General features: G+C 68.6%; 11 protein-coding genes and 1 tRNA gene. 6 read left to right on the top strand and 6 right to left on the bottom strand.

Going from position 1 to position 13248, the window contains the following annotated elements; translation table 11 throughout:
• Window positions 1-234 precede the first annotated feature (234 nt).
• The 3 genes from ACNSN4_RS09350 to ACNSN4_RS09340 all read right to left on the bottom strand — a co-directional run bounded on the left by ACNSN4_RS09350 (window position 235) and on the right by ACNSN4_RS09340 (window position 2479).
• Window positions 235-318: transfer RNA gene (locus tag ACNSN4_RS09350), tRNA-Leu, on the bottom strand.
• A gap of 30 nt (window positions 319-348) precedes the next feature.
• Window positions 349-1410 carry a sensor histidine kinase gene (locus ACNSN4_RS09345; protein ID WP_418285549.1) on the bottom strand — a complete coding sequence of 354 codons (1062 nt, stop codon included), beginning with the start codon at window positions 1408-1410 and terminating at the stop codon, window positions 349-351.
• A 136-nt stretch (window positions 1411-1546) separates the two neighbouring features.
• Window positions 1547-2479, bottom strand: a complete 933-nt coding sequence (locus ACNSN4_RS09340; protein ID WP_418285548.1) for an EamA family transporter — start codon at window positions 2477-2479, stop codon at window positions 1547-1549.
• A 94-nt stretch (window positions 2480-2573) separates the two neighbouring features.
• On the opposite strand from ACNSN4_RS09340, the gene ACNSN4_RS09335 reads away from it, so the two are divergent.
• Together ACNSN4_RS09335 and ACNSN4_RS09330 are read left to right on the top strand one after the other, a co-directional pair.
• Window positions 2574-3158: a DUF309 domain-containing protein gene (locus ACNSN4_RS09335; protein WP_418285547.1), complete on the top strand. Its 585-nt coding sequence runs from the start codon at window positions 2574-2576 to the stop codon at window positions 3156-3158.
• 63 nt (window positions 3159-3221) lie between these two features.
• Entirely contained in the window at window positions 3222-4025 is an 804-nt protein-coding gene (locus ACNSN4_RS09330) for a M14 family metallopeptidase (protein ID WP_418285546.1), read from the top strand.
• A gap of 24 nt (window positions 4026-4049) precedes the next feature.
• On the opposite strand, the gene ACNSN4_RS09325 is transcribed toward ACNSN4_RS09330, so the two are convergent.
• Window positions 4050-4466 (bottom strand): cupin domain-containing protein, encoded by a 417-nt coding sequence (locus tag ACNSN4_RS09325; protein ID WP_418285545.1) that lies wholly within the window; start codon window positions 4464-4466, stop codon window positions 4050-4052.
• A gap of 133 nt (window positions 4467-4599) precedes the next feature.
• Between ACNSN4_RS09325 and ACNSN4_RS09320 the strand changes: the two genes are divergently transcribed.
• Window positions 4600-5781 carry a M50 family metallopeptidase gene (locus ACNSN4_RS09320; RefSeq protein WP_418285544.1) on the top strand — a complete coding sequence of 394 codons (1182 nt, stop codon included), beginning with the start codon at window positions 4600-4602 and terminating at the stop codon, window positions 5779-5781.
• A 113-nt stretch (window positions 5782-5894) separates the two neighbouring features.
• On the top strand, window positions 5895-6266 hold the full coding sequence (locus ACNSN4_RS09315; RefSeq protein WP_418285543.1) for a glutaredoxin family protein: 372 nt from the start codon (window positions 5895-5897) through the stop codon (window positions 6264-6266).
• Window positions 6267-6326: 60 nt separating this feature from the next.
• Here the strand turns inward: ACNSN4_RS09315 and ACNSN4_RS09310 are convergent, their stop codons facing one another.
• Window positions 6327-8000, bottom strand: coding sequence for an HVO_2922 family protein (locus ACNSN4_RS09310; RefSeq protein WP_418285542.1), 1674 nt, complete (start codon window positions 7998-8000; stop codon window positions 6327-6329).
• A 117-nt stretch (window positions 8001-8117) separates the two neighbouring features.
• Between ACNSN4_RS09310 and ACNSN4_RS09305 the strand changes: the two genes are divergently transcribed.
• Window positions 8118-9290, top strand: coding sequence for a metal-dependent hydrolase family protein (locus ACNSN4_RS09305; protein ID WP_418285541.1), 1173 nt, complete (start codon window positions 8118-8120; stop codon window positions 9288-9290).
• A 52-nt stretch (window positions 9291-9342) separates the two neighbouring features.
• Complete coding sequence (ligA, locus tag ACNSN4_RS09300; RefSeq protein ID WP_418285540.1) at window positions 9343-11526, top strand: NAD-dependent DNA ligase LigA; 2184 nt, start codon at window positions 9343-9345, stop codon at window positions 11524-11526.
• 77 nt (window positions 11527-11603) lie between these two features.
• On the opposite strand, the gene ACNSN4_RS09295 is transcribed toward ligA, so the two are convergent.
• Window positions 11604-13019, bottom strand: coding sequence for a GntP family permease (locus ACNSN4_RS09295; RefSeq protein WP_418285539.1), 1416 nt, complete (start codon window positions 13017-13019; stop codon window positions 11604-11606).
• Window positions 13020-13248: the final 229 nt, after the last annotated feature.

Genomic DNA, 13248 nt, shown 5'->3' with positions numbered 1-13248 from the left:
CCCCCCCCCCCCCCCCCCCCCCCCCGCGACTCCCTCGCACGGTCGTTCGCGGGCCGAAGGCCCGCTCACGGCGTGCGCCACCGCGTCGTGTAGGTGTGGCTCACCGGTCGATATAGACGGCGTGGGTTCCCGATCAGAGATATAAATAGCCGCCGCTCGCCGAGTTCGAGAAGTTTTGCGAGGGAAGAGCGCTCCGAGAGCGTCTTCCGCATCACGGGGCGTGGACCCCGGCGATGCGAGGGGAGGGATTTGAACCCACGGACCTCTACAGGAGCGGATCTTGAGTCCGCCGCCGTTTCCGGGCTTGGCTACCCTCGCACGCGGACGGTGGTTCGGCGGGCCACCCCTTTATCCCGTCGGTTCCGCGCCGACCAGTCGGGCCTCGAAGCCGCCCGACGGCGACTCGCCGAGTTCGAGCGTCCACCCGTGAGCGGCCGCGACGCGCTCAACGATAGCGAGCCCGATCCCGGTGCCGCCCCCGTTCGAGACGCCGAATCCCGTCACCGCCTCGCGCTCGTCACCCGAGAGCCCCGTGCCGTCGTCGGCGACGTAGATCCCGTCGGCGTCGACGCCGACCCGAACCCTCGGCGCCTCGCAAGCGTGATCGAGTGCGTTCCCGATCAGGTTCCCGACGGCCCGCCGCAGGAGGTCTCGATCTCCCCAGACCGGGCCGGGGTCCTCGACGACGAGGGCGGCGTCAGCCGGCGGATCACCGAAGTCACCGGAGTCCCAGCAGTCGGTCGCGAGTTCGCGGAGGTCGATCGCTTCGCCGTCGATCTCGATCGCGTCGGGATCCCGCGCCATGACCAGCGCGTCGTCGATCAGCACTTCGATCCTGTCGAGCGCGTCGTCCGCCGGATCGATTCGGTCGACGTCGCCCGTTTCGCGGGCCAGATCGAGATACCCCTTAGCCACCGAAAGCGGATTCCGGAGGTCGTGCGAGAGGAACCCGGCGAGCCGTTCGAGTCGCTCGTTGAGCCGCTCCAGTTCGCGCTCGCGATCGACGCGTTCGGTGACGTCGCGGATCACGCCGATCACGCCGATCACCTCGCCGTCGCTCGACCCGCTCCCGTCCTCGATCAGGGGCGTGAGCCGCGTCTCCGTCGTCACCGTCGATCCGTCGCCGAGCGTCGTCGTCAGCTCGGCGCGTTCGTCCGCGGACTCGCCCGCGAGCACGCGCTCGGCGGCCGCGCGGTAGCGGTCGCCCATCTCTTCGCTCCAGTACCCCTCGGCGACGACTCGCTCCGGGTGTTTCCCGTGGAGCACCGAGTCGCCGAAGTCCGTCACCTCGCGGAGCCGCTCGTTGACGAACACGCGGTTCCGGTCCGCGTCGAGGACGTACGCGCCGTCGCCGAGCGCGTCGACGATCGACTCGGCGTACCCCGGATCTCGGTCTCCGTGCCGCTGCATGTCCCTTCCTCCGGGCTCCACGGTAAGGTGTGTTGGGGTCGGCGAACGTGGCGGGCGCGACAGTCGGTACGGGCACGATCGACGCTTGTGGCGGAGGTGACAGCTTCAACAGCAAGAATCGTCCGCTTCAACCGAGCTACAACGCGATCATCGTCACGCCAATGACGGCGAGGAGGGCCGCCACGAGCCGAATACGGAAGTACCGCTCCCCGAGGATGACCCCGCCGAGGACGACCGCGACGATCGCCTGCGTGTTGATCACCGGCGAGGCGATGCTCGCGGGCAACGCCGCGAACGCGACGGTCGTCAGGTGCTCGCCGAGCGCGACGAGCGCACCCGCGGCGACGAATTTCGGCGCATCGCGGCGGGTCACGGCAGGCGGATTTCGGATCGCCGCGGGGAGAAGCACGAGCGCGACGCCGCCGAGCAGCAGCGGGACCCACAGCGTGCCGGGGATCGCGAGCTCCTGCAGCGCGACCCGCTTCCCGAGGTCGCTGAGGGCGTAACACGCCGCGCTCAGGAGCGCGAGTTGCGCCGGTCGGGAGCGGACGGCGCTGACGATCGGCGCGAGCAGGCTCCCGGGCTCGTAGTTCGCGACGTACACGGCCGCCGTGGCGACGACGACGCCGGCGACCTGCACCGGCGTCAACACCTGCCCGAGCAGGAGGACTTCGAGCGGGAGCACGAACATCGGGACGACCTTGTTGATCGGCGTCACGTACGAGACGTCGCCTTCGGCGATCGCGCGGAGAAAGAGCACGAACGCGGCGGCGGTCGCCGCCGAGGTACCGGCGACGACGGCGACGATCGCTGGGTCGACGGCCGCGATCGACCTAGCGAGAGCGACGAGCGTCCCGGCGGGGTCGGCGGCGGGGTCAGATCCCCCGAGACCGAGTTCCCCGAGGTCGGTGGTCGCGACGGTCACCGGGAGGAACCACGCGATCGCCGCCGCGTTGATGAGCACCGTGAGTCCGGCGGGCGAATATCCCGAGAAGGAGCGCTTGAGCACGAAGATGTAGACGCCCCAGACGACCGCGGCCCCGATCGCGAAGGGGAGTCCCAGATCCATCGACCGACTCGACGCCCGGCCGGGGAAAGAACCGTTCGGTCCGGCGGCGTCCGAGCGCGAAACCGTTAGGTCGCTGCACGCGGGAACCGTTCACATGGACGATCACACCCGGGATCCGGGCGTCGCCCCGCCGCTCGGGAACCCGACGGGGTGGCACGCCGCAGACGCGGAGCCGGACGCCACCGATGCGGAGTCGGAGGCCGCAGACCCCGACGAGAAGGGTCGCGACGGGGAAGGCCACGAGGTCCGGCTCGCGGGCGGGTACTGGGAGCACGCCACGCTCCGCCGGGCGACGGAGCACGGCGTTCGCCTGTTCAACGCGGGCGCGTACCACGAGTCGCACGACTGCTTCGAGGACGAGTGGTACAACTACGGGAGCGGGACCACCGAGAGCGCCTTCCTTCACGGGATGGTTCAGGTCGCGGCTGGGGCGTACAAGCGCGTCGACTTCGAGAACGACGCCGGGATGCGGTCGCTGTTCGAGACCGCGTTACAGTACCTCCACGGCGTGCCGAGCGACTTCTACGGGGTCGACGTCGACGACGTGCGGGAGACGCTTCGGGCCGCGCTCGACGACCCGTCCGCGGTCGACGGTTGGCGGATCGCGATCGACGACGCCCGCCCCGAGGCGTATCCGGCCGACTACGAGTACGCCGAGCGGATCGATGAGTCACACTAACCCCACGTCCGCGGGGCGCGACCGATCCGAACGCCACTTATCGACCGGTCGCCTGTCGGTGGTATGGACGTGTACGAACTCGGCGCGGGCGAGCCCGAGGTCGCGGTCGTCGCCGGGATCCACGGCGACGAGCCCTGCGGCGCCCGTGCGGTCCGCCGGCTCCTCGATACGGACCCCGATGTGGAGCGGTCGGTCCGACTGATCATCGCCAACGAGCCGGCGCTCGACGCCGGCGTGCGGTACCTCGACACCGATCTCAACCGCGCGTTCCCCGGAGACCCCGACTCGGACGCACGCGAGGAGCGGATGGCCGCCCGCCTGCTCGACGAAGTCGCGGGGTGTACCACTCTCGCGATCCACTCGACGCAGTCGTACGCCGAGCCGTTCGCCGTGATCGACTCGATGGACGAGGTCGCCCGCGCGGTCGCGCCGCACCTCCCGGTAGAGGTCGTGATCCAGACGGACGCCTTCACCGAAGGCAGACTGATCGAGCATCCCCACACCCTCGAAGTGGAGGCTGGCCTCCAGGGCTCTGACGGGGCCGCAGACAACGCCTACTGGCTGACTCGGGCGTTTCTCACCGCGACCGGCGTGTTGCCGGCGCCCGGCGCGGACGGCGTGGTCGACGCCGGCGGGCGCGACGATGTCGCGGTGTTCCGGCTCCGCGACCGGATCCCGAAGCCGGAGGCCGAGGAGTACGAGGTGTTCGCGCGTAACTTCGAGCGCGTCGAGGCGGGCGACCGGTTCGCGGCCGCCGACGGCGACCCGATCCGCGCCGACGAGCCGTTTTATCCCGTGTTACTGTCGCCGTACGGCTACCGCGACCAGTTCGGCTACGTCGCCGAGCGTGTCGGAACGATCGAGTAGGGCACCATCAGCCGACCGCTACCGTCACTCCACGAGTCGGATCTCGTCGTCGCCGTTCGGGACCGCACAGATGAACGCGCCGTCCTCGTCGCCGTCGTTCCGGTACCAGTGTTCGGTGCCCGCCGGAATGAGCAGCGCGTCACCCGTCCGGACCCGGTGCTCCTCGTCGCCTATCCCGACGACGTACTCGCCGGAGAGCACGTACTGCTCGTGTTCGACCGCGTTCGTGTGTCGGGGGACCGACGCCCCCGCGTCGAGTTCGAATCGGCGCATCGCGAAGTGCGGTGCGCCGTCCGACTCGTCGAGGAGAACACCCTTGCGGAGTCCTTCGGCGGCGGCAATCGGTTCGTACTCGATCTCGTCGCCGCGTGTTACGACCGGATCGGTCGGGGTCGAGGGCGCGCGGCCGGGGTCGGCGTCATCGTCCGTCGCGTTGGTCATGGAGAGGCGTTGCCCGCGTTTCAATATAAAGGGTCGCAGGGCGGGACGGGTGAGTGCTCCGGGTCAGTTCATCGGACGGGCGACCCAAGCCGCGCCCCGGACGTTTAAATCGGCACCACACTAACGCGAGGGTATGCGTGGACTCAAGATCGGGACCGTCGTCGGGATCCCGATCCGACTGAACTGGACGTTTCTCATCGTGTTGCCGCTGTTCGCCTACCTCATCGGCGCGCAGGTCGGGGCGATAGCCGAAGTGATGAACGCGACGTTCAACGCAGGCATCGATCCGGCCGCGATCAACGCGGGACTCACGCCGTGGGTGCTCGGACTGACGGCCGCGCTCGGGCTGTTCGGGGGCGTGCTGCTCCACGAGTTCGGCCACTCGCTCGTCGCCATGCGGTACGGCTACGAGATCGACTCGATCACCCTGTGGCTGCTCGGCGGACTGGCCAGCTTCAAAGAGTTCCCCGAGGACTGGAAACACGAGTTCTGGATCGCGATCGCCGGGCCGGTGGTCAGCGTCGCGGTCGGCGTCGTCTGTTACGTCGTCTTCGCTTTCGCGCCGGTCGGCGCAGACGCCGTACTCTTCGTCTTCGGCTACCTCGCACTCCTCAACGTCGTGCTCGCCGTGTTCAACATGCTCCCCGCGTTCCCGATGGACGGCGGCCGGGTGCTGCGCGCGCTCTTGGCGCGGAGCCAGCCGCACGCGCAGGCGACGCAGCAGGCCGCCTCGATCGGGAAGGGATTCGCGTTCGTGATGGGACTCGTCGGCCTGTTCACGTTTCAGCTGCTGCTTATCGTGCTCGCCTTCTTCATCTACATGGCCGCCTCCGGCGAGGCCCAGCAGACGACGCTGAAGGCCGCGTTCCAGGGCGTCACTGTCGACGACGTGATGACTCGGCGCGAGGACCTTCACACCGTTACCGAGGACACCTCCGTCGCCGAGCTGATGGGTCGGATGTTCGAGGAGCGCCACACGGGGTATCCCGTGGTCAGCCGCGGCGACCTCGTCGGGATGGTGACGCTGGAGGACGCTCGATCCGTGCGTGAAGTCGAGCGAGACGCGTACACCGTCGGAGAGGTAATGGCGAAGAACGTCGTGGGGATCGGGCCGCACGTCGACGCGATGACCGCGCTCCAGACGATGCAGGAGAACGGCGTCGGTCGGCTGCCGGTCGTCAACGAACGCGACGAACTCGTCGGGATCATCTCCCGCTCGGACCTGATGACCGCGTTCAACATCATCCAGACGGGAGGCACCCCGAGCATTATCAGCGGTCGCCAACAGCTCGACGGCGACCGCGGCGTGTTCTGAGTCGTTGCGGGCCGACGGGTCGCGAACGCCGTTATGTCTCTGCTCGTCCGCGGCAGCGGACCCGTTCCGATCGTGACCGAAAGCGATTCGTCGCCGTCGGCGCAAGTCGGAGTATGAGCGAGACGGACGGAGCGGACGGCACGACCGCGGGCGAGGTCGACGGCGCAACCACGGATACGGACAGCGCAGCCGCGGACGCGGACGACGGCACGCACAAGGAGTCCGCCGACGCGCCGCCGGTCCCGATCACCGTGTACACGCGCGAGGACTGTTCGCTCTGTGTCGCCGCTCGCGAGACGATCGAGGAGACCGCCGCCGACCTCGGCGTGGCGATCGATCTCGACATGGTCGACGTCGACGAGGACCCCGAGACCGCCGCGGAGTACGGTGAGCGCGTCCCCTACGTCCTCATCGACGGCCATCCGTCCTTTAAATATGAGGTCGACGAGCGGCAGCTGCGGCTGAAGCTGTTGGCGGCGTCGTGATTGCCACGTAAAAGCGTCCGTCGACGCGACCGGTCCTGACCGATGACCTCGTCGCCGGTCCTACTCGACCGTCTCTTCGCCGGCGCCGGGTGCGTCGCTTTTCACGTTCGTGACGGCCTCGACCGCGCTCGACCGCGACGCGTAGCCTTCGCCGGAGTCGCCGAGGATGTTCCCGTTGCGGTGGCGGAGCCGCCAGCGCCACTCACCGCCCGCGTCCTCGTAGATTTCGAAGGCCGCGTTGCCGACTTCCAGCACGTCGGCGGCGGCGGCGTGCTTGCGAACGCGTTCGATCGCGTCCTTCGCGCCGGACTTGGAGGCGTACCCCTCGCCGGAGTCGGCGATGACGTTGCCGTTGCGGTGTCGGAGCCGCCAGCGGTACTCCGCGGCCTTGTCCTCGTACAGCTCGAACGTGGCGCCCGCGTTGGATGAGTCGGCGTCGGCTCCGGTCGTCTCGGTGTCGGCGTCGAGGTCATCGACGGCCGCGTCGGTGACGTTCGACCGCACGCTGTCGAGCCCCTGGCGGGCTTTCGACCGCGAGGAGTACCCCTCGCCGGAGTCGGCGAGTACGTTCCCGTTCTCGTGGATGAGCCGCCAGCGCCACTGCCCGCCCTTGTCTCGGTACACTTCGAACGCGGCGGGATCGACCCGGAGGTAATCCGCGGCCGCGACGTGGTCTCGGACCCGCGAGAGCGCGCGCTTCGCGTTGGATTTGGAGGCGTATCCCTCGCCGGAGTCGCCGATGATGTTCCCGTTGTCGTGGCGGAGCCGCCAGCGCCACTCGCCGCCCGCGTCCTCGAACAGCTCGAACGTCGCGTCGCTCGCGATATCCTCGTCGTCGATCGGGATCGCCACGTCGGGCTCCTCGGCGTCGTCCGGTTCCGGCCCGTCGTCCGCCGCGACCGAGTCGGCCTCGGCGATCGACGTCTCGATCCGGAGCAGCCCGGCTCCGAGCGCGTTCCGCCGCACGCTGTGGAGCCCCTGCTGTGCCTTCCCGCGGCTGCTGTACCCCTGTCCGGCGGTCGCGATGACGTTTCCGTTGCGGTGTCGGAGCCGCCAGCGCGCCTTACCGCCCGCGTCCTCGAACGTCTCGAACCGCGCCTTGCTCTCGTGAAGCGCCGCCGCCTCGGCTCGGGCGGCCTCGGCGGCCGCTTCGGTTTCCTCGACGCGCTCCTCGGCGGCAGCGAGTTCGTTCCGCACCGCCTGCAGCTCCTCGCGAGTCGATTCGAGTTCGGTGCTCGTCGCGTCGTGCTCCGCCGCCGTCGCGGCCGTCTCGGCCTGTATCCGCTCGTAGTCCTCGTAGACGGGGTCCGACAGCAGCGGGACCACCGAGCCGGCGAGCCCGATAAGAAGGAGCCCGATCCCGTACAGCGAGATCACCGCGAAGTCGCCGGAGGCCGTGAGCCAGCCGCCCGGGAAGATGTTCACGAACCAGACGACCGCGGCGAAGCTGAGAATCGCCCCCGAATAGCCGAGATACGTCCCCGTTCGACGGAGCGGGAACCGTATCACCGCTCCGAGCATGAGGAACGGCGGCGCCAGCGCCGCGAGCGCGTACGCGATCCCTCGAGCGGTCGTCGCCGGCTCCGTGAACAGGAACGCGAGAATGCCGAGAATTCCGACGAGCACCCCGAACGCAAACAACCAGTACCCGTTCACTTCGTCGTCGGTCGTCGGAGTGCCGATGCGCCGCTCGTACAATCCGCCGCCTGACCTGGATTGATCGTCTGTTGCCATGGAGGCGAAATCGACACCCTGACTCATATATGTGTGGGTGAGTGACATTCAGATTGCGTGATGCGATAGGACTACCGCGACCCGAGCGTTTACCCGTCGAAGCGCCCACTGCGGAGCATGTACCTACTGCGAGGCGGGCGTGTTGTGGACGCCGACGGGACACGAATGGCTGACGTCGCGGTTACGGACGGCGAGATCGTCGCGGTCGGAGAGGACGTCGAGACCGAGTTCGACGGAGACGCCGAGCCGACCGAGGTCGACGTGTCAGGGACGGTCGTCGCACCGGGGCTGATCGACGCGCACGTCCACGCGATGATGGACGGGCGACCCGACGTCGCCACCGCGGTCGGCGAGAGCGACTACACCGCGAGCTACCGCACGGCGAGAAACCTCAGAGACGCCGTCGAGACCGGCGTGACGACGGTCCGAGACCTCGGAGCGCGCGGGAGGCTCGCGCTCGACGCGGGAGAGGCGGTCGCCGAGGGAACGCTCGTCGGCCCGCGAGTCCGCGCGTGCGGCCGTAACGTGATCATGACCGGCGGTCACGGCAACTGGTTCGGACGCGAGGCCGACGGCCCGGCCGAGGTCCGAAAAGCGGCTCGCGAGCAGCTCAAGGACGGCGCTGACGTGCTCAAGTGCATGGCGACCGGTGGCGTCCTCACCGAGGGCGCGGTCACCGGCGCGCCGGAGCTCACGCCGGACGAGCTGTCGGCGTTCACCGACGCCGCCGCGCCGGCGAACACACCAACCGCGGCCCACGCGCACGGTGCGGTCGGGATCAAGAACGCGGTCGAGGCGGGGATCACGAGCGTCGAGCACGGGACGTTCATGGACCGCGAGGCCGCCGAGATGATGGCCGACCGTGGGACCTACTGGGTGCCGACGGCGAGCGCGCTCCGCGGCATCGTCGATCACGGGACCGACGCCGGGATCCCCGAGGAGGCCGTCGCGAAGGCCGAGGACGCCGCAGCGCACTTCGACGACGCCTGGGACCACGCGCTCGACGCGGGCGTGTCGATCGCGATGGGGACCGACGCGGGCACGCCGTTCAACTTCTTCGCGGACATCCCGAACGAGCTCGAGTACATGGTCGACTACGGTCTCTCGCCCGAGGGCGCGCTGGAGGCGGCCACGGTCAACGCCGCCGACCTCCTCGGGCTCGACGACGTGGGGCGCGTCGCGTCGGGGTACCGCGCGGACCTCGTCGTCCTCGACGCGGACCCGACCGACGACGTGACGGCGTGGCAGGAGCCGGAAACGGTGTTCGCAGGCGGCGAGCGAGTGGCCTGAACACGGGCGTCGAACGCACGTTTTTACCCCGAGCCGCCGCAAGGATCGGCCAATGACGAGCCCGTCCCCCACCGGCTCTCCAACCCGGTACGCGGATCCGGACGAGAACCCCTACGTCGAGTCGCCGCCGACAGAGTTCGAGCCGGCCGAGTCGCTGTCGGCCGAGGAAGCGGCGGAGCAGGCGTCGCTCCTCCGGGCGGCGATCCGCGAGCACGATCACCGGTACTACGTCGCGGCCGATCCGCTGATCGCCGACGAGACGTACGACCGGCTGTTCACGCGGCTCCAGCGGCTGGAGGCGGCGTTCGACCTTCCGACCGAGGGATCGCCCACCCGTCGAGTCGGCGGCGAGCCGCTCGACGAGTTGGAGACGATCGAGCACGTCGCGCCGATGCGCTCCATCGACAGCGCGGTGGAGGCAGATGCGGTCCGGGAGTTCGACCGGCGAGTCCGCAGCGGACTCGAAACGGAGGGGTTCGACTCCGACGACGCCGCGTACGTCTGCGAGCCGAAGTTCGACGGCCTCTCCGTCGAAGTCGTCTACGAGGACGGCGAGTACGTTCGGGCGGCGACCCGCGGCGACGGGGTCGAGGGCGACGACGTGACGGAACAGGTCCGGACGATCCGATCGGTTCCCGACCGGCTCCGCGGCGATCCCCCAGCCACGCTGGCGGTCCGCGGCGAGGTGTACATGCCGCGTGACGCCTTCGCGGCGTACAACGAGGCGCTGATCGAGCGCGGCGAGGAGCCGTTCGCGAACCCCCGCAACGCCGCGGCCGGCACCCTCCGACAGCTCGATCCCGCGGTCGTCGCGGAGCGCCCGCTCGACGTGTTCTTTTTCGACGTGTTGGAGTGGGTGACCGCTGGTGAGGAGGCGGGACGAGACGAGCGGGAAGCCGACGCCGAATCTCCCGCACGCCCGGACACCCACTGGGCCGAGCTCGACGCGTTCGACGCGTTCGGGCTCCGCCGGACGGACCGAGTCGACCGCGTCGACGACATCGAAGGGGCGATCGAGTACCGCGACCGGCTCGCGAGCGATCGCGACGACCTGAACTACGAGATCGACGGCGTCGTGATCAAGGTCGACGACCGCGAGGCCTGCGAGGCGCTCGGGTCGACGGCGCGCGCGCCGCGCTGGGCGTTCGCCTACAAGTTCCCGCCCCGCACCGCGACGACGACGGTCGAGGGGATCACCGTGCAGGTCGGTCGAACGGGGCGGCTCACGCCGGTCGCCGAGCTCGATCCGGTCGACGTCGGCGGGGTCACCGTCTCGCGGGCGACGCTCCACAACCCCGCCGAGATCGAGGCGCTCGGCGTGAACGTCGGTGATCGCGTGCGGATCTACCGCGCCGGCGACGTGATCCCGTACGTGCCCGAGGTGATCGAGAAACGCTCCGAGGGGACGTACGCGTTCCCCGAGACCTGCCCGATCTGTGACGCGCCCGTCGAACGCGACGGCCCGCTCGCGTTCTGCACCGGCGGGCTCGGCTGTCCCGCGCAGCTTGACCGGGCGATCGAACACTGGGCGCGCCGCGACGCGCTCGACGTCGAAGGCCTCGGCCCCGAACGGGTCGAGCAGCTCCGAGAGGCCGGGCTCGTCGAGTCGCTGCCGGACCTGTACGACCTGACTGCGGAGGAGGTGGCCGAGCTAGACGGGTGGGCCGAGACGAGCGCCGCGAACCTGGTCAGCGAGCTGGAGGCGACCCGCGACCCGCCGCTCGACGCGTTCCTCGCGGGGCTCGGGATCCCGGACGTGGGGGCGACGACAGCGCGGGCGCTGGCGGCGCACTTCGGCGACCTCGACTCTCTGCTCGACGCCGACGAGAGCGACCTCCGCGAGGTCGACGACGTGGGGCCCGAGGTGGCCGAATCGATCCGTCGGTTCCTCGACACCGAGGAGAACCGGGCCGCGATCGCGGGACTTCGCGAGCGGGGGGTCGACCCCGAGCCGGTAGACGCCGAGACCGGCGACGCGCTCGACGGGCTCACCTTCGTGTTCACCGGGTCGCTGTCGACGACGCGGAGCGAGGCGCAGTCGCACGTGGAGGCGCACGGCGCCGACGCCACGTCGAGCGTCTCGGGCAACACGGACTACCTCGTCGCGGGCGAGGATCCGGGACGGTCGAAGCGCGACGACGCCGACGCGGAGGGCGTGCCGGTCGTCGACGAGGAGGAGTTCGCTGCCCTCCTCGCCGAGCGCGGGGTCGCGTGGCCGCCGGCGGACGAGGAGTAGCGCCGCGGCCCTCGCGTCGGTTCTCAAGACCGAACGAGGGGGATGTCGCTCGCTCGATTACAAAGAGACCGCTCGCCTCAGGCGAGCGGGAGGACCGTCGACAGGATTAGCACGGTGATGAGCCCCGTCACGGAGATGATCGTCGTGAGAGCGGTCCACGTCTTCAGCGTCTCCGTCTTGGTGAGCCCCCCGATCTCGCTGACGAGCCAGAAGCCGGAGTCGTTGAACCACGAGAAGATGTTCCCGCCCGCGCCGATGACCATCACGAGGTAGGCCGGGTGGACGGTCAGCTGCCCGGTGAGCGGGGCCATGATCCCCGCGGCGGTCAGCATCGCGGCCGTGGCGGACCCCTGCGCGATGCGGACGATCGCGGCGATGAGCCACGCCGTGACGAGCAGGCCGATCCCCACTTCCTGAAGCGCGTTGGCCAGGTAGTCACCGATTCCGGAGGCGGCGAGCAGCGCGCCGAACGCCCCGCCGGCCGCCGTGATCGCGGCGATGTTCCCGCCGCTTTTCAGGGCCTCGGTGAGTTCGTCACTCCACTCGCTCTGAGTCAGGTTCTCGAAGCGGTAGAACGTGTACGCGGCCGCGAGCGCGGCGATGGTCAGTGCGACGTTCTTGTTCCCGAGGAAGTCGGTGATCGGCTGCAGCGAGGCCAGGGCCGGAACGACCTCCTGGAACGTGTTAACGAACGTCGAGGACCCGATCAGCAGGACGGCCAGCAGGATCGGCGCCAGCGACTCGATCATCCCCGGGAGCTCGCTGGTCGACCGGTCGGCGACCTCCTGCAGTTCCTCGGTCGAGGTCGCCATCGTGTCTCGCAGCGGGATGTCGAGCCGGTTGTTGATCCAGCGACCGTAAACGAGGCCGGAGACGATCGCCGCCGGGATAGCTACCGCCAGTCCGACGAGGATCGTCGTTCCGAGGTTGCTCCCGACCTGGTCTGCGACCGCGAGCGGGCCGGGCGTCGGCGGAACGAACACGTGCGTCGTCGCGGCTCCCGCCCCGACGACGACGATGAACAACGTGTAGTCACGGCCGACACGCGCCCGCATCGAGCGCGCGAGCGGCGCCATTAGGTAGAATACGCTGTCGAAGAACACCGGAACCGCGAGCACCGAACTGCTTCCCAAGAGCGCCACGTCGGAGTTGTCCTCGCCGAGCACGTTCTGGAATCCGCGAACGACCCGTTGGGCGGCGCCGCTCTCCAGCATTCCCTTCCCGATGACCGCAGCCATGAGGATCGGTATCCCGATCCCCGCCATTCCGTTACCGAACGCCGTCGCGACCTGACTGCCGGCGTCGGCGGCGGTGAAGTCCGCAACGAAGATTGTGTTCACCACGCCGATCAGGAACGCCGAGATGATCAGCCCAATGAACGCCGGGAGATCCAACCACACCAGCAGGGCGACCACAATTATCAGGCCAATTATGAAAGTTAATAGTGGACTATGCGTAAATTCGACAGCTGATTGAAGTGGTACCGGAGCCATTCCAATGAATGTGTTAAACATTAATATTTAAAACTTTGTTCCGACACAAACATACTTTCTGGATTTTTGTCTTGAAATAGTGCCTTTTGATTATCTTATCAATTAATTTCCTCGAACATAAAATAGACAGTAAAATAGAAATATTTCTTTATTGATTCCAAAGATACATGTCAGATATTTGTAAACTTGGTTCAGCGACGCGGTCGCCGAGGAGAGGGGAGGGCCCCGG

Source organism: Halorubrum marinum, assembly GCF_048381195.1.
In the GTDB taxonomy this organism is placed as follows: domain Archaea; phylum Halobacteriota; class Halobacteria; order Halobacteriales; family Haloferacaceae; genus Halorubrum.
Note: the sequence above shows the minus strand (reverse complement) of the source record. Positions and strands in the feature narration are given on the sequence as shown.